The organism is Roseivivax sp. CAU 1753, from assembly GCF_054482575.1.
The window spans coordinates 866,365-883,444 of the sequence record NZ_JBTLRF010000001.1; the positions used below are offsets into that span (position 1 = coordinate 866,365).

Consider the following 17,080-nt stretch of genomic DNA (forward strand, 5'->3'; position numbering starts at 1 on the left):
GCCACTTGGCTTGCAGGCGCTCCGCCGCCCCCCAAATGACAAAGCCGCCGCCAGGGATGTCCCCGGCGACGGCCCTGGCCATCGGGACCTTTCCGCTCAGTTCAGCGCGGCATCGGTGACGACATGCGTCCAGGCCCCCTCGGGTGCCTTGGTGATCGCCGGGTTGTCATCCGAGATCGCCGACAGCAACGTGTCGACGGTCTGCTGGTAATCGTCAGGGTCCAGCGCGCCGTTCGACCCCGCGGTCAGCTTGGCAACCTCGCCCATCATGTAGGTCTGGTGCTCGATGGTCTGCGCCCCGGTCATGTCGTTCTCCACGACGATGGCAGCGGCCTCGTCGGGGTTGGCCTCGGCGTATTTCCAGCCCTTCATCGAGGCGCGCACGAAACGGACCATCTTGTCCTGGAACGCCGGGTCCTCGAGGTTCTCCTCCAGCACGTAAAGGCCATCTTCCAGCATGCCGACGCCTTCATCGAGGTAGTTGAAGTTCACCAGCTCGTCGGGTGTGTAGCCCGCATCCAGCACCTGACCGTATTCATTGTAGGTCATGGTCGAGATACAATCCGCCTGCCCCTGCAACAGCGGATCGACGTTGAACGCCTGCTTCAACACGGTGACACCATCGTCGTCCGCGCCATCCGTGGCGACACCCAGCTGCGCCATCCAGGCATAGAACGGATACTCGTTGCCGAAGAACCAGACGCCCAGGGTGCGACCGGGGAAATCCTTGGGGCTCTCGACACCGGTCGACTTGAGGCAGGTCAACTGCAACCCGCCCGTGGCAAAGGGCTGGGCGATATTGACCAGCGGCACGCCGCGTTCCCGCGCCGCCAGACCCGCGGCCATCCAGGTCACGATCACGTCCGCGCCGCCCCCGGCGATGACCTGCTCGGGCGCGATGTCCGGACCGCCGGGCTTGATCTCGACGTCCAGGCCTTCCTCTTCGTAGAACCCCTGTGCCTCGGCGACATAGTAACCCGCGAACTGCGCCTGCGTGACCCATTTCAGCTGCAGCGTGACCTCGTCGAGATCCTGCGCCTGCACCGCCGGGGCCATCATCCCCAGAACGGCGGCAGCACTGATAAACATCCGTTTCATATCGTAACCTCCATGTCGGTCCTGCCTTCTCGCCCGGATGTCTTCAGCTCCGGTGCGACGGGTGCCAGAACGTGACCCGTTTCTCGACCGCGGCGACCGCCCCATAAAAAAGCGTGCCCGCCAGCGCGGCAACCACAATCTCGGCCCAGACCATGTCCAGTGCAAGCTGCCCGACCGAGGTCGAGATACGAAACCCCACCCCCCGGATCGGAGAGCCGAAAAATTCCGCAACGATGGCTCCGATCAGCGCCAGCGTGGTCGATATTTTCAGGCCGTTGAAGATGAACGGCATCGCCGCGGGCAGGCGCAGCTTCAACAGGGTCTGCAGATAGCTGGCCCCATAGGTGCGCATCAGGTCGCGCTGCATCGCCGATGTGTCCGCAAGGCCCGCCACCGTGTTCACCAGCATCGGAAAGAACACCATGACCACCACCACGGCGGCCTTCGATTCCCAGTTGAACCCGAACCACATCACCAGGATGGGCGCGGTCCCGACGATGGGAAGCGCGGCCATGAAATTGCCAACCGGCAGGATGCCGCGGCGCAGGAAATCCGTCCGGTCCGCAAGGATCGCCACCAGAAAGGCCGCGGTGCAGCCAATGGCGAAGCCCGACAGCGCGCCCTTGACGAAAGTCTGCACGAAATCCTGCCAAAGCACATCGGTCTGCGCCAGGAACGTGGTGCCGATGACCGTGGGGGCCGGCAGGATCACCCCCGGCACGTTCAGCCCCCGCACCACCAGCTCCCAGATCCCCAGAAGCGTCAGCCCGAAGACGATCGGCACGGCCAGTTGCGCGCCCCGCGTCCCGGACAGCGGCCCCGTCGCCAGCCGCGCGTTCACGGCCCAGCCCGCAAGCCAAAGCGCAAGTGCCGCGATCAGCAACGCCATGCCACGCCCTCCGGTTTGCCGCGCGTCCACCGGCTTGGCGCGCCTGCCTTTCCATTTTCCAAATACGCAGTTCCCGACCGCCCCCAAGGGCGCGCGGCAAAGACGGGGCGCGCCCGCGCCACGCTCATCGCTGCATCCCCATCCTGCGCAACAGCATGCGCTCGAACACCCCGATCAGACCGACGCAGAGCGCCGCGAGGATGGCCGCGGCGAAGAGCGCCGACCAGATCTGCACGGTCTGGCCGTAGTAGCTGCCCGCCAGCAGCCGCGCGCCAAGGCCCGCCGTCGCTCCGGTCGGCAATTCGCCGACGATGGCCCCGATCAGGGCGGCGGCAAAACCGATCTTCAGCGACGCAAACAGGTAGGGCATCGACGACGGCAGGCGAAGCTTCCAGAACGTCTCGGGCTTGCTGGCCCCGTAGGTGGCCAGAAGATCGAGCTGCATCGCCGCCGGCGACCGCAACCCCTTCACCATGCCCACGATCACCGGAAAGAACGACAGATAGGCCGAGATCACCGCCTTCGGAACCAGCCCCTGGATGCCCACGGAATAGAGCACCACGATGATCATCGGCGCGATGGCGATGATCGGGATGGTCTGGCTGACGATGGCCCAGGGCATGACGCTCATGTCCATCACCCGGCTGTGCACGATACCCACCGCCAGCAGGATGCCCAGCACCGTCCCGATAACAAAGCCCAGACCTGTGGCTGACAGGGTCACCCAGGCGTGGTAGACAAGGCTCCGCTTCGACGTGGGGGCCATCCCGACGGTGGATTTCCACAACTCGACCGCCACCTGGTGCGGTGCCGGCAGTCGCGCGCGATCCTGGTCATAGGCCGAGGCCGCCGCGATGCCGGGATTGGCAAGCGCCAGCGCCAGCCCCCCCATCTGCCGCCGCTCGGCGGGGCTTTCGGGGATGACGACGGCACCGGCGCGGCTGGCGTCGAGCACCGATTGCGCCGCGTTCATCGGGATGCAGGCAAGATACCAAAGCCCGATCAGCACCGCGACAACACTCAGCACCGGCGCCACGCCCGCAACCATCCCCCGCGACCAGAGCGCCACGCGCCCTGACCGGCCGACACCCGCGCCCTGTGCCGAAATCGACGCCGTCTCGATCATCGTGCGCCCCTTCCGCCAAGCCCCGTTGCCGCGTCGCGGGCGCGCGCGCCGGGCCTTTGCTGTCCGCCTGCCCCGCGCATCACACCGTTTCCATCCCGGCGCGCAGACCTTCACGAACGCGGTGGGCAATGTCGATGAAGGCCTGGCTTTCGCGGATATCGAGCGGGCGATCCTTCGGCAGCGGGCTGTCGATCACGTCCGAGATGCGCCCCGGTCGCGGGCTCATCACCACGATCCTGGTGGACAGGTACACCGCCTCGGGGATCGAATGGGTGACGAAGAGCATGGTCTTTCCGGTCCGCCCCCACAGCTTGAGCAACTCCGCGTTCAGATGGTCGCGCACGATCTCGTCGAGCGCGCCGAACGGCTCGTCCATCAACAGGATCGCCGCATCGAAGGCCAGCGCCCGCGCGATCGAGGCACGTTGCTGCATGCCGCCCGACAATTGCCACGGGAATTTCTTCTCGAACCCGTCCAGATCGACCAGCGCCAGCGTTTCCTTGACCCGACGGGCCTTTTCCTCGGCGGAATAGCCCATGATCTCCAGCGGCAGGCGGATGTTGCCGCCGATGGTGCGCCAGGGATACAACCCCGCCGCCTGGAAGACGTAGCCATAGGCGCGCGCGCGGCGGGCCTCTTCCGGGGTCATGCCATCGACCGTCAGACTGCCGCCCGTGGGCTGCTCAAGCCCCGCGACACAGCGCAGGAACGTCGTCTTGCCGCAGCCCGACGGGCCGATGAAGGACACGAACTCGCCCTTTTCGATGTCGAGATTGACATCCTTCAGCGCATGGACCGGTCCGTCATTGGTCTGGAACGTCAGATTGAGATCCTTGGCGCGGATCACGGGGGCAGCGGTCACAGGGCAAGTCCTCCGACAGGGGCGGTGCGGGCGGTTGGCGGCGGGTTCAAATCCCCGCCGGGATGTTCATCGGATCGCGGTGGATCATCTTGGGCGCGGTCAGTGCCTTCCACTTCGACAGCGCCGCATGGGCCGACGGGAAGGCCGGACGCGGCACAAAGCGGCCCCGGCCCGGCTGCGGCTGGCTGTTCTGCCCCCAGGCCCAGATGACCTCGCCCCGGCTCAGCGTGTAGCGCGGCTGGGCCTTGACCTCGAAGCCCTCGAAGACGTTGTAATCCAGAATGGAATGGTGGTTCGAGGCGCTGATCGTCTTGGTGATGGACGGGTCCCAGACGACGATATCGGCATCCGCCCCTTCCACCAGCGCGCCCTTCTTGGGATAGATGTTGAGGATCTTGGCCACGTTGGAGGAGGTCACCGCGACAAATTCGTTCATCGTCAGGCGACCCGTTTCGACCCCTTCGGTCCAGAGCACGCCGAGCCGTTCCTCCAGCCCGTTCGAGCCGTTGGGGATCTTGGTGAAATCATCGACACCCATGCGTTTCTGCGCTGTCGAGAAAGCGGCGTGATCGGTTGCCACGACCTGAAGCGAGCCAGACTGAAGCCCCGCCCAAAGGCTGTCCTGATGTTCCTTGTTGCGGAACGGCGGCGACATGACGCGGCGCGCGGCGTGGTCCCAGTCCTTGTTGAAATACTCGCTCTCGTCGAGGGTCAGAAACTGCACCAGCGGCTCGCCGTAGACGCGCATGCCCTTCTGCCGCGCGCGCCGGATCGCCTCATGCGCCTGCTCGCAGGACACATGCACGATATAAAGCGGCACGCCCGCCGCATCGGCGATGGTGATGGCGCGGTTGGCGGCCTCGCCCTCAAACTCGGGCGGTCGGGAATAGGCGTGGCCCTCGGGGCCGGTGATGCCCTGTTCCAGCATCTGCTGCTGCATGTCGGCCACCAGATCGCCGTTTTCCGCATGGACCATGGGCAGCGCGCCCAGTTCCTTGCAGCGTTTGAAGGACGCGAACATCTCGTCGTCCTCGATCATCAGCGCGCCCTTGTAGGCCATGAAATGCTTGAAGGAATTGACGCCCATGTCGACGGCGTCCTTCATCTCGGCGAAGATGGTCTCGTTCCAGCCGGTGATCGCCATGTGGTAGCCGATATCGGAACAGATCTGCGGCGCGGACTTGCGGTGCCATTCGTTGATGGCGTTCTTGATCGACCCGTCAGCCCCCGGCAGGCAGAAATCAACCAGCATCGTGGTGCCGCCGCAGGCCGCGGCCCAGGTCCCGGTCTCGAAAGTTTCGGCCGCGGTGGTGCCCATGAAGGGCATTTCCAGATGGGTGTGTGGGTCAATGCCGCCGGGAATGACGTAAGCACCTTCGGCGTCGATCACCTCGTCGCCCATGAGGTTTTCGCCAATCCGGCTGATCGTCTCACCCTCGATCAGGATGTCGGCCTTCCAGGTGCGGTCGGCGGTGACTACGGTGCCGTTCTTGATGACCTTGGTCATGATCTTCTCCCTGCGTTGGTTCGCATTCGTTCTTTCACGGCCGGGCGCATTGGCCCAAGAGCCGCTATCATTCCACGATTTCCGCCGTTTCGACCACCGCATGCATCAGCACGTCGGCCCCGGCGCTCGCCCATTCGCGGGTGATCTCCTCGGCCTCGTTATGGCTCAGGCCATCAACGCAAGGGCACATGACCATCGCCGTGGGTGCCACCTGGTTAATCCAGCAGGCATCATGCCCCGCGCCCGAGATGATGTCCCGGTGTGAATAGCCCAGCCGGTCCGCGGCGTCGCGTACCGCGCGCACGCAATTCTCGTCGAAGGTCACGGGATCGAAGCCGCCGACCTTCTCGAATGCGATGCCAAGGCCCATATCGTCGGCGATCTTCTGGCCCTCGACGCGCAGGCGCGTCTCCATGTCCTCGATCACCGACAGGTCCGGCGATCGGAAATCGACGGTAAAGACCACGCGACCGGGGATCACGTTGCGCGAGTTCGGATAGACATCGATATGTCCCGCCGCGCCAACCGCGTGGGGTTTGTGGGACCAGGCGATCTCGTCGACCTTCTCGAGGATGCGCGCCATGCCGAGGCCCGCGTTCTTGCGCATCGGCATCGGGGTCGAGCCGGTGTGACTGTCCTTGCCGGTGACCGTGACCTGCGTCCATGACAGGCCCTGCCCGTGGGTCACGACCCCGATATCGCGGCCCTCGGCCTCTAAGATCGGGCCCTGTTCGATGTGCAACTCGAAGAAGGCATGCATCTTGCGCGCGCCCACCTCTTCGTCGCCGCGCCAGCCGATGCGCTTGAGTTCATCGCCGAAGGTCTTGCCGTCGGCATCTTCGCGCGCATAGGCCCAGTCCTGGGTGTGGACGCCCGCGAAGACGCCCGAAGCCAGCATGGCGGGTGCGTATCGTGTGCCCTCTTCGTTGGTGAAGTTGGTCACGACGATGGGGTGCTTCGTCTTGATGTCCAAGTCGTTGAGCGTGCGCAGGATCTCGAGCCCGCCAAGCACACCCAGCACGCCGTCATATTTTCCGCCCGTCGGCTGCGTGTCGAGGTGACTGCCCACATAGACCGGCAGCGCCTCGGGGTCGGTGCCTTCGCGGCGGGCGAACATGTTGCCCATCTGGTCGAGGCCCATGGTGCAGCCCGCAGCCTCGCACCAGGACTGGAACAGCGCCCTGCCCTCGGCATCGGCGTCGGTGAGCGTCTGGCGGTTGTTGCCGCCCGCCACGCCGGGACCGATCTTGGACATCTCCATCAGGCTGTCCCAGAGACGTTCGCCGTTGATCTGCAGATTTTCGCCAGGTGCTGCCATGATCCATCCCCATATGTTCGGTCACGCGGGACAACTTGACCGCGCCCCTGCTGGTTTTTTACCATTTGGTAAAGTCACGATTGCAACCGCCCGCGTCTCTGTCAAGCTGTGCCTCCGGGCCGCGCGCCGCAAAACGCCATTCGTCCCGCACTCTGCCCGCAAACGCACCACCAGGAAGTCCTTCATGGCCAACGATGCACGCCCTCAGCCGCAACTCGGCGACGACAAGCCCCTGAGCCGCATCCAGCGCCGCAACCGCAAGCGCATCCTCGACGCAGCTCTGGACGTCTTCGCGGCCGAAGGTTTTCGCGGCGCAACCCTGGACGAGATCGCCGAGCGCGCCGGCATGTCGAAGCCCAACATGCTCTACTACTTCGACAGCAAATCCGCGATCCACGTGGCGCTTCTGAACGCGCTCATGGCCGAGTGGCTTGCCCCGCTTGCCGCGCTGGACGAGGCCGACGCGCCGGTGGAGGCGCTGATGCGCTATATTCTGAGAAAGCTTGAAATGAGCCGCGAGATGCCGCGCGAAAGTCGGTTGTTTGCGAACGAAATCCTGCAAGGGGCACCGCGCATGGGGCCGCACCTTCATGCCGGTCTGAAACCCCTGTTCGACGCCAAATGCGCACTGATCCGGCACTGGATCGACCAGGGTCGGGTGGCGAAGGTCGATGTCGAGCACTTCTTGTTCACCGTCTGGGCCGTGACCCAACATTACGCGGATTTCGAGGCGCAGGTGGATGTTCTGATGCCGGACAAGGCGGCAGCCTGGTCCCGGGCGCGCAGCCATGTGGAGCAGATGTTTCGCGGCATGTTGGAACCCGCGACCTCTTAACTTTGCTTTTACGCCTCGTGCGATAGACATGGGCATGCAGATGCAACGCGTCACCACGCTCCCGACCCGGGAACAATGGCTGGCCCAGCTCTTCGGAGCACAGGCCGTCGCAAAAGGCGGTGTGGTACGACGCGCGGTCCGAGACGTGGACCGGATGATTGGACGCGAGGCGTTTAAAAGGGAAGTGCGGATGCGTGGATTCCACATGGTGGAATGCGGCGGGCAGTTCATCGTGATCTGCAATCCGGGTCGAATGACGGTCCACGTGTGAACGTCTCACTTACACGATCTTAATTAAGATCGTGTTCGAGATTATTAACTAATAATCTCGAGTCTTCGAGCGCCCGTTCGGATTTGGACCTCCCCCTGACAGAAACATTCGGCCGCATTGCCGCTGCCTCAACGCACCGCTTTCGGTCACTCCGCCGCCTCGGTCGACATCGGGTTGTTGGGATGTGTCGTCCAATTGGCATACTCCGCCTCGACGACCTTGCCTGTTCGCGGATCGACCTCTCCGGGGGTCATTTGCACCATCGTGATGCAATCCTCGACCGGGCATACATCGACACACAGATTGCACGCCACGCATTCGGCATCGACGACCTCGAAGATGCGCCCGGGCTGCATTGCGATTGCCTGATGCGACGTGTCCTCGCATGCGGCATAGCAGCGTCCGCACTGAATACAGGCGTCCTGGTCAATCCGCGCCTTGGTCACGAAATTGAGGTTCAGATATTGCCAATCGGTCACGTTCGGAACGGCCTTGCCGATGAAGTCAGTGGTCCGGTCATAGCCCTTTTCGTCCATCCAGGCCGACAGACCGCGCTTCATTTCTTCGACGATACGGAAGCCATAGGTCATCGCCGCCGTGCAGACCTGCACATTGCCGCATCCCAGCACCATGAACTCTGCCGCATCGCGCCATGTTGTCACGCCACCGATGCCGGAGATCGGCATGCCGTGCGTGGCCTCGGCCCGCGCGATCTCCGAGACCATGGACAGGGCGATGGGCTTCACCGCCGGTCCGCAATAGCCGCCATGCGACCCCTTGCCGTCAATCGTCGGTTGCGGGCACATCCGGTCAAGATCCACCGAGGTGATCGAGTTGATGGTGTTGATCAGCGACACCGCGTCGGCACCGCCATTGCGTGCCGCGGCGGCGGGCTTGCGCACATCCGTGATATTGGGGGTAAGTTTCACGATCACCGGCTTGTCGTAGTACTGCTTGCACCAGCGCGTGACCATCTCGATGTATTCCGGGACCTGGCCGACGGCAGACCCCATGCCGCGTTCGCTCATGCCGTGCGGACAGCCGAAATTCAACTCGATCCCGTCGGCACCGGTTTCGGCGACACGGGGCAGGATCGCCTTCCACTCGGCCTCTTCGCAGGGCACCATGATCGAGGCGATCAGCGCGCGGTCCGGATAATCGGCCTTCACCCGCGCCATTTCCTCAAGGTTCACTTCAAGCGGTCGGTCGGTGATCAACTCGATGTTGTTGAGGCCCAGAAGCCGCCGGTCCGCGCCGTAGATCGCGCCGTAGCGCGGCCCGTTCACGTTCACCACCGGTGGCCCCTCGGACCCCAGCGTTTTCCAGACCACCCCGCCCCAGCCCGCCTCGAAGGCGCGGCGGACGTTATATTCCTTGTCGGTCGGCGGTGCCGAGGCCAGCCAGAACGGATTGGGGCTCTTGATGCCTACGAAGTCGGTCGTCAGATCTGCCATGTCATCTCTCCTCGCGCGCGCTCGTTCAGCGTGACGCGCCCATCAGTTCTGCATCAATATCGGCGGCGGCGTCGCGCCCTTCGGCAACGGCGACAACGGTCAGGTCCTCGCCCGGGGTGCAATCGCCACCCGCCCAGACCTTGGCCATCGACGTGCGCCCGGCTCCGGTCACCCACAGCTTGCGCCCGTCCATCTCGAGCCCGTCCGGGGGCACGAAACATTGGCCAATGGCCCGAAAGACCTGGTCAGCCGGCAGCCGCATCGTCTCGCCCGTGCCCCTGAGCCCGGTACCGTCATCGGCGGTGTATTCCAGTTCGATCTCGACCGCCGATCCATTGCCGTGCACGGCCTTGGGTTGGGCATTGCAGATGATCCGCACGCCCCTGGACGCCGCAAGCTCCTGCTCGAAGTCCGACGCCCCCATTTTCGCGCGGTCGCGGCGGTAGGCAACGGTGACGGTCTCGGCGCCCAGCAGTTTCGACTGCACGGCGGCGTCAATTGCCGTCATGCCCCCGCCGATCACCACGACGTTGCGCCCGACCGGCAGCTTCGTCAGGTCGGCGCTTTGACGCAGCTCTGCAATGTAGCCGACCGCGTCCTGCACGCCGTCACGATCCGCACCTTCGACGTCGAGCGCGTTCACATCGCCGAGACCGATGCCGACGAACACCGCGTCGAATTCCGATGCGAGCCCGTCCAGCGTCACATCGCGGCCCAGCGCCCGGCCATGGTCGACCCGGATGCCACCGATCTGCAGCAGCCAGTCGACTTCGGCCTGAGCGAACCCGTCGGTGCTTTTGTAGGCGGCGATCCCATACTCGTTCAGGCCACCGGATTTCTGCCGCGCCTCAAAGACCACGACGTCATGTCCGCGCATCGCAAGACCATGCGCGCAGGCCAGACCGGCAGGCCCCGCCCCGACCACAGCCACCCGCTTGCCGGTCGATGCGGCGCGGCGGAATGGATGGTCCTGACGGGCCATCACCGCATCGGTCGCGTGCCGCTGCAGGCGACCGATCTCGACCGGTTTGCCCTCGGCCAGTTCGCGCACGCAGGCCCCTTCGCAGAGATCTTCCGTCGGGCAGACACGTGCGCACATGCCGCCCAGAATATTCTGCTCGAAGATCGTGCGCCCGGCGGCGACGGCCTGCCCGGTGGCGATCTGGCGGATGAACAGCGGTATGTCGATATCGGTCGGGCACGCCGTGACGCAAGGCGCGTCGTAGCAGAAATAGCAGCGGTCCGCCGCGACGGCGGCTTCGTGAGGGTCCAGTGGCGCGTGCAGATCGGCGAAATTCGCGGCGATCTGGTCGGCGCTCAGGCGTCCGGGTACAATCCCCGGTGTCAGCGGATCGGCCATGCGTTTTCTCCTGCGGTCTTTTGCAGAAGCTTGGCACGGAAATTTTTTTTATCAAACGGTAAATTTTGCCCCGGGCGAAAAATCTTGCTCGCTCCGGAACGGCGACCCCGCAAAGCGGATATGATGTGGCGTCATGGGCCGCGCATGGACATTGCGCGCCGTCTCGGGTAAGGAATTCCGAATGCGTGCCATGTCCCTTCGGCGCGACCGAATTTGGATATTTCCCGCCATGATCTCTTCCCTTGCCGATGCGCTGACCGAGCGCGGCTACGATGCGTTGACCGATGTGCAAGAGGCCGTCACCGAGCCGCAGCTCGTCGATGCGGACCTTCTCGTCTCGGCCCAGACGGGGTCCGGCAAGACGGTTGGCTTCGGCCTGGCCATCGCGCCGACGCTGATGGGGGCGGATGCGCGTTTCGGCCCTGCCGCGGCACCGCTGGCGCTGATCGTGGCACCGACCCGCGAACTTGCGATGCAGGTCGCGCGCGAACTGGAATGGCTGTACGGCAAGACCGGCGCACTGGTCGCCACCTGCATCGGCGGCATGGATGCGCGCACCGAACGGCGGGCTCTGGAGCGCGGAGCGCATATCGTCGTCGGCACCCCCGGCCGCTTGCGCGACCACATCATGCGCGGCGCGCTCGAGTTGGGCGATATCCGCGCGATCGTCCTCGACGAGGCCGACGAGATGCTGGACCTCGGGTTTCGCGAAGACCTGGAATTCATGCTGGCCGAAGCGCCCGAAAGCAAGCGGACGCTGATGTTCTCGGCCACTGTGCCGGCCGCCATCGCCGAGTTGGCAAAACGCTATCAACGCGATGCCGTTCGGGTGATGACGCAGTCCAAGGGCAGTCAGCACGCCGACATCACCTATCAGGCGATCCAGGTCACCCAGGCGGATATCGAGCATGCGATCCTCAACCTCCTGCGCTTTCACGACGCCCAGACAGCCATCGTCTTCGCCAACACCCGCGCCGCTGTCGCGCGACTGACCGCACGACTGGCCAATCGCGGTTTCTCGGTGGTGAGCATTTCGGGAGAGCTGAGCCAGGACGAACGCAGCCACGCGCTGCAGGCCTTGCGCGACGGTCGGGCCAAAGTCTGCGTTGCGACAGATGTTGCGGCGCGCGGCATCGATCTTCCCAATCTGGAACTGGTTGTCCACGCGGATCTGCCACAGAACACCGAAGCCCTGTTGCACCGATCGGGGCGCACCGGGCGCGCCGGGCGCAAGGGTATTTCAGCGCTGATCGTGCCCGAGCGCGCGGCGAACAAGGCATCGCGATTGCTGAAATGGGCCAAGATCCAGGCGGAATGGATCCCGGCCCCCAGCCCCGACGATATCCAGGCCCGCGACGAGGCGCGCCTGCTGGCGGACACGGCTTGGACCGAGGCCCCTGCCCCGGACGAAGCGGACTTCGCGGCGCGCCTGCTTGAACAATTCACGCCGAGCCAGATCGCGACCGCGTGCCTGCGTCTCTATCGCGCCCAATTGTCGGCCCCCGAAGAACTGAACACGCGACCGTCGTCCGCTCCGACGGAGCGTCCTCCGTTTGGCCCATCGGCGTGGGTGTCCCTGTCGGTCGGTCGAGCCCAGAACGCCGAGGCGCGCTGGTTGCTGCCGCTGTTGTGCCGCGCCGGTGGTCTTGAAAAAGGCCAGATCGGCAAGATCCGCGTGCAGGAAACCGAAACGGTCGTCGAAATCGCCGAGGCAGGCATGGCGACACTGACCGCGGCGCTTGGCCCGGACGGGCTACTCGAGAATGACATCCGCGCGCGCGTGATGTCGGGGCCACCGAGCGGGCAGTCCGCGCCGCGACATGCCAAGCCCAAGCCTGCAGCGCGCACGGGCGGTCCGGATCGCAGCGCCGATCGCAAGTCCGCGCCGCGTCCGAATGCACCGGCGCGCGACAAGGCGGCAACCGGCGCGAAGTTTTCAGCGTCTGGTGACGGGTACAACAAGACGGGCAAGACGCCGCAATCGGACGTGTCTGCACCTGTCGCCGAAACGACTGCTCCGGGTACCGGGCCCAAGCCGAAACACGCCGCGTCCAAGCCGCGACCGGCGGGCAAAGGCCCGCAATCCCCGGCGCGACGCCGCCCCGATAGCGAGAAGGACGCGCGCAAATCAGGCAAGGAAACCGGCGCCAAACATGCCGCCAAACCCCTTCGGTCGCGCCCCGCCAAGCCGGGCCATGCCGCCGACGCCAAGCCGAAGAAAGCCTTCCGCCCCGACGCGTCGGACCCGTCCAAGCCGATGGGTCGACGTGGCGGGAAGGTCCGCAACAAAGCGCGCGGCGGCGACGCGGTTCCGCGCCGGACGCGGTAACGGCAGACATGACCGCCAAACCGGGATCGTCGTTTCGGTACGAAGCCCCCGATCGCATTGACTTGTACCCGCTGCCTCGTTGCCAGCGGCGCATCGTTCAGGGCAGCCCGCTTTCCCGGCGGGACAGCATGAACGATCGGCCTTCCTGTTTCGTCCCCGGACCAATTCGTGTCTAGCCCACAAGTGATAAATCGATCGTTTTCGCCCCGTCCTGAAGCGGCAGTTCGAAACACATCGAGGTTCCCTGTCCGGGTTCCGACCGACACCAGATCCGACCGTCATGTCGCAGTACGATCTTCTTGCAGGTCGCAAGGCCCAGGCCCGTACCGGCAATACAGTTCGTTCCTGGAGCGCGTTTGAAGGGTTCGAATATTCGCTCGAGCTGCGATTTTTCGATGCCGATTCCACGGTCGCGAACCTCGAAGCTGTGGCCGGTCATGGTTTTTTTGAGGGATACGGTGATATGGGCCGCTTCCTGCCCTGAAAACTTGATCGCGTTGGCAATCAGGTTCTGCAGGACCTGTGCGATCTGAGGCGCGCGACAGAATATCCTTTCCGAACCGTTCGATATATCGAGATCGATTCTTGCACCGGTCTCCAAGACCTCCTGGCTGAGCGCACCGAGGGCGCGATCCATCAGGTCGGTCGCGGCAATGTCGCTGGCAGTCTCTTCGCGATCAAAGCGGATATGGTCCGATAAGCTCTTGATCGTCTCCAGCATGTTCCTGGACGAATTTTTCAGCAATCTGAGACTTTCGCGCACTTCATCCATGTCGCCGCAGTCAATATCGTCCTCAATTTGTTCCACCAGAAATGAAACGGCACGTATCGGGGCTTTGAAGTCGTGCACGAGAACCTCGGAAAACGTGGCGAGATCTCTTCTCTGTTCATCCAGCTTCCATTGCGCACGGGCGGCACCGACACCATTGACCATCATACACCCAAGCGTCGACGAGGTGATCGCGGCCTTGGGAATATAATCCGAGGCGCCCGACCTAATCGCATTTTTTGCCAATTCCTCGTCACCCTGACCCGTTATCATGAAGATCGCGGCTTGCGGCCACCGCGTCTTGACCGTCTGCAATACATTCAGTCCGGATGCCCCGGGCAAGAGGTAATCCAGAAAGACCGCGTCAAGATGCTCGGTCCTTATGTCACTGACTTCGCTGGTGGTCCTCGCCTCCTCAACGTTTGCATCGCACCCGGCCTTGCGTAACAGGCGCTTTATCAACTTTCGATCGCCATCGTCATCATCGACGATCAATACAGCGTATGTTTCCATTTTATCCTGCCATTGGTTGCACGATGGTTGGAAGTTCGACCACCCGCCAGTAGAGATCCAGTGTATTGACGAGATCGATGAAATCCTCACCGACATTGCTTTTCAGGATATATCCTGCGACATTCTTACTATAAGCATCTGCCCGATCTCTTTCATCGCGAGACGTCGTCATGACGAACACGATGGCGCTGTTCAGATCAGGGTCATTTCTCAACTCCGCCATGAACTCGATTCCATTCATACGCGGCATATTGAGATCAAGCAAAATGACGAAGTTGCGCGGAATATGCCCATTTACTCCGCGCAAGAGTGCCAGTGCCTCAACGCCATCCATGACACGTTGAACCGGGTTTGCGATCTTTGCCTTGACCAGCGCCCGTCGAATGGCTTTCGCATCGCCGTCGTCGTCCTCCACGAGGATGATGTTCAGCAGCTGCGGTGAGATGTCCATCATGATGCCAACCTCTCTAATTTGTTGGAGCTTTCGTCCGGTTTCGGCCAGAGAAGCCGAAAGACGCATCCTCGGACGCCATCGGACTCCACAACGATGCGCCCTCCTGACAAGTCGACGTATTTCTTCACGATCGCGAGTCCCATTCCACTCGAATCCAATTGATCCCGAGGCTTCAATGTCTGGAATATCTGGAAGATTTTCTCGTGGTAGATTGGGTCTATCCCGGGGCCGTCGTCGATGACCTTGAACTCTACTTCTTTCTCACGCGGGATGGCTTCTATCATAATTGACCCATGACCGCAGTCGTGGTGCTTTATGGCATTGCTTACGAGATTCAGGAGTATCGTTTGAAGCGGCATGCGCGAGACAGTAATTTCTTCAAAATTCGGACTGAAGGAAAGGCGCATGTTTTGTGGCACATCCAGCAATTCCAGAACGCTACGAATCAAGACGCCGCCATCGATCAATTCGGTTTCCAAGTTTCCCCGCCCGACGCGAGAATGAGCCAGAAGGTCATCGAGCAATCGTTCCATGCGACCAACTCTGCTTCTGAGAAGATCGAGGCTTTCACGTGTATCGTCGGTTAGATATGGTTCAAGATCCTCGCTCAGCCAGCGCGAGGCATTGTCGATAACTCTCAGCGGTGCTTTCAGGTCATGCGAGGCAACATAGGCAAATTGATCCAATTCGGAATTGGATTGCTTAAGCTTTGTGATGAGTTGAGCAATGTCTTCCTGGCTGCGTTTGAATTCGGTGACATCCCGAATGATCGCGACCAGCTGCGCGCCGGACATGCAGCAAGCCAAACGCAGCGTCACCTCCACATCGATCATCGTGCCGCCGCTTTGCCTGCCCCTCAACGCGAATTTCGACGTCGTGTCCCAGTCGGGTCGATCCGCGAAGTCACACAGGATCGAGGCATCGGGCAATATCTGCGAGATGCTCTTTCCCCGGATTTCATCGGCAGTCACTTTGAACAAGTCGCATGCCGCCGGGTTAACGTCATCGATTGTTCCATCTTGGTTCAGGACAACAATCGCGATACCGGCATTTCTGAAAATCGCGACCGCCCTGCTGGTCTTGAAAATCAATTCCTGGGACAGATTGGAAAACGCACGAGCCAAATCACCTATTTCGTCCGCGCTTCCGTGCAGGCTGCCCACGCTTTCGGGTGTGACGCTGCCCGAGGAAATCTGCCGATGAAGCGACAAAAGCGGGTCGGTGATGCGCATCGCAGCAATCAGCGCGATCAGGCCGCTGCCCAGTGCCATGACCGCGGAGGTCAGCAGATCGTGGCGCAGTTGCGCGTTAGCACTTGCCAAAAGCGCCGAGAAGGATTCTTCCGTTTTCACATAGAGCGAGAACTCATTCGGGTCTTCAGAATGCACCACTTGGCGCAGCACGCTGACCACGTCATCCTGAACATACGGGTCATTTGGAAATGCGCCCGAGGTGAGGGCTTCGGCGTCATGCGGGTGCGTCCAATCGGAATGCGAGGCGCGGATCAGGTCCGGCTGGGTGTCTTCCGGCGTGAACTTCATGAGATCGAGCGATGAATTGACCGCGGTGACACGCACGTCTTGTGCGACCGCGAGATTGGCGGATCGAAGCAGGGCCGCATAGTCTGCGTTGATCACGATTGCCGCAGACACGACCCCGCGCGCGTTGAACACCGGCTGGATCAGGCGCAATACGGGGCCTCCGACTATTCTGCCGTATTCGCGATTGTCGGTCACCTTGAAGAAATACCGATCGCCGGGCGACGCGGTTTCCAGGGCCGACAGGTAGTCCTGCCCGCCCTTGGTTTGCAGGTCCCAGTCGGCAACAACCTTTGGCCCCATCTCGGTCTGGTTGACGCGCGTGACTTCCCGCCAGTTCCCGGCGCGCCCGATCAGGCGCAACTGCGTGTAATGCGGGCGCTTTTCGATGAGATTGACGAAGATCGTCGACAGGCCGGCCCGCCAGGCCGCGATTTCGTCGTTGGTGGCCCAATCCGGTCCGGCGGGGAGCACGTAGGAATCGATGATGCGCGGCACCACCGTGAGATCGGCGATGATGTGGGCATCGACCGCCACGTCGTCGATGACCTGCGCAAGGTTTGCCGCGTAGATGTCGGCAAGATCCTCAAGCTCGGCCACCGCCAGGGAATATTCGCGGTCGCGCGATCTCAGGTAGGAACTGACGGACGTCATCAATGTCGATACCAGGACAACGGCCACCACAAGCCCGACGATCTTGTCGCGCAGGCGCAAGCGCGGCAGGATCCGTCGTGGCTTGAGGGCCCGCAGGTCCACG

At 62.8% G+C, this 17,080-nt stretch carries 14 protein-coding genes; 3 read left to right on the top strand and 11 right to left on the bottom strand.

Annotated elements, in window-relative coordinates; translation table 11 throughout:
- Nucleotides 1-96 precede the first annotated feature (96 nt).
- From ACXYMN_RS03935 to ACXYMN_RS03960, 6 genes are all read right to left on the bottom strand, one after another.
- On the bottom strand, nt 97-1,098 hold the full coding sequence (locus ACXYMN_RS03935; protein WP_459012136.1) for an ABC transporter substrate-binding protein: 1,002 nt from the start codon (nt 1,096-1,098) through the stop codon (nt 97-99).
- 43 nt (nt 1,099-1,141) lie between these two features.
- Nucleotides 1,142-1,987 (bottom strand): ABC transporter permease, encoded by an 846-nt coding sequence (locus ACXYMN_RS03940; RefSeq protein WP_459012137.1) that lies wholly within the window; start codon nt 1,985-1,987, stop codon nt 1,142-1,144.
- Nucleotides 1,988-2,111: 124 nt separating this feature from the next.
- Nucleotides 2,112-3,035, bottom strand: coding sequence for an ABC transporter permease (locus tag ACXYMN_RS03945; RefSeq protein ID WP_459012355.1), 924 nt, complete (start codon nt 3,033-3,035; stop codon nt 2,112-2,114).
- Between the two features lie 157 nt (nt 3,036-3,192).
- Nucleotides 3,193-3,975, bottom strand: a complete 783-nt coding sequence (locus tag ACXYMN_RS03950) for an ABC transporter ATP-binding protein (protein ID WP_459012138.1) — start codon at nt 3,973-3,975, stop codon at nt 3,193-3,195.
- A gap of 46 nt (nt 3,976-4,021) precedes the next feature.
- Entirely contained in the window at nt 4,022-5,482 is a 1,461-nt protein-coding gene (gene hydA / locus ACXYMN_RS03955; RefSeq protein ID WP_459012139.1) for a dihydropyrimidinase, read from the bottom strand.
- Between the two features lie 67 nt (nt 5,483-5,549).
- Nucleotides 5,550-6,800, bottom strand: a complete 1,251-nt coding sequence (locus ACXYMN_RS03960) for a Zn-dependent hydrolase (RefSeq protein ID WP_459012140.1) — start codon at nt 6,798-6,800, stop codon at nt 5,550-5,552.
- Nucleotides 6,801-6,984: 184 nt separating this feature from the next.
- On the opposite strand from ACXYMN_RS03960, the gene ACXYMN_RS03965 reads away from it, so the two are divergent.
- Nucleotides 6,985-7,635: a TetR family transcriptional regulator C-terminal domain-containing protein gene (locus ACXYMN_RS03965; protein WP_459012142.1), complete on the top strand. Its 651-nt coding sequence runs from the start codon at nt 6,985-6,987 to the stop codon at nt 7,633-7,635.
- A 34-nt stretch (nt 7,636-7,669) separates the two neighbouring features.
- Entirely contained in the window at nt 7,670-7,906 is a 237-nt protein-coding gene (locus tag ACXYMN_RS03970) for an N-(5'-phosphoribosyl)anthranilate isomerase (RefSeq protein WP_459012144.1), read from the top strand.
- Nucleotides 7,907-8,052: 146 nt separating this feature from the next.
- On the opposite strand, the gene preA is transcribed toward ACXYMN_RS03970, so the two are convergent.
- Both preA and ACXYMN_RS03980 read right to left on the bottom strand, forming a co-directional pair.
- The gene (gene preA, locus ACXYMN_RS03975) at nt 8,053-9,360 is read right to left on the bottom strand and encodes an NAD-dependent dihydropyrimidine dehydrogenase subunit PreA (protein ID WP_459012145.1); all 1,308 of its coding nucleotides are present in this window, start codon (nt 9,358-9,360) and stop codon (nt 8,053-8,055) included.
- A 25-nt stretch (nt 9,361-9,385) separates the two neighbouring features.
- Nucleotides 9,386-10,720: an NAD(P)-dependent oxidoreductase gene (locus tag ACXYMN_RS03980; protein ID WP_459012146.1), complete on the bottom strand. Its 1,335-nt coding sequence runs from the start codon at nt 10,718-10,720 to the stop codon at nt 9,386-9,388.
- 229 nt (nt 10,721-10,949) lie between these two features.
- Between ACXYMN_RS03980 and ACXYMN_RS03985 the strand changes: the two genes are divergently transcribed.
- The gene (locus tag ACXYMN_RS03985; RefSeq protein WP_459012148.1) at nt 10,950-13,049 is read left to right on the top strand and encodes a DEAD/DEAH box helicase; all 2,100 of its coding nucleotides are present in this window, start codon (nt 10,950-10,952) and stop codon (nt 13,047-13,049) included.
- Nucleotides 13,050-13,221: 172 nt separating this feature from the next.
- On the opposite strand, the gene ACXYMN_RS03990 is transcribed toward ACXYMN_RS03985, so the two are convergent.
- The 3 genes from ACXYMN_RS03990 to ACXYMN_RS04000 are packed head-to-tail and all read right to left on the bottom strand — an operon-like array spanning nt 13,222 to nt 17,079.
- A complete protein-coding gene (locus ACXYMN_RS03990; RefSeq protein WP_459012149.1) occupies nt 13,222-14,331 on the bottom strand; it encodes a sensor histidine kinase in 1,110 nt (369 codons plus the stop codon).
- Nucleotide 14,332: 1 nt separating this feature from the next.
- Complete coding sequence (locus ACXYMN_RS03995) at nt 14,333-14,785, bottom strand: response regulator (protein WP_459012150.1); 453 nt, start codon at nt 14,783-14,785, stop codon at nt 14,333-14,335.
- Nucleotides 14,782-17,079, bottom strand: coding sequence for a sensor histidine kinase (locus ACXYMN_RS04000; protein WP_459012151.1), 2,298 nt, complete (start codon nt 17,077-17,079; stop codon nt 14,782-14,784). The genes ACXYMN_RS03995 and ACXYMN_RS04000 overlap by 4 nt, the downstream gene beginning before the upstream one ends.
- Between the last annotated feature and the right edge of the window lies 1 nt (nt 17,080).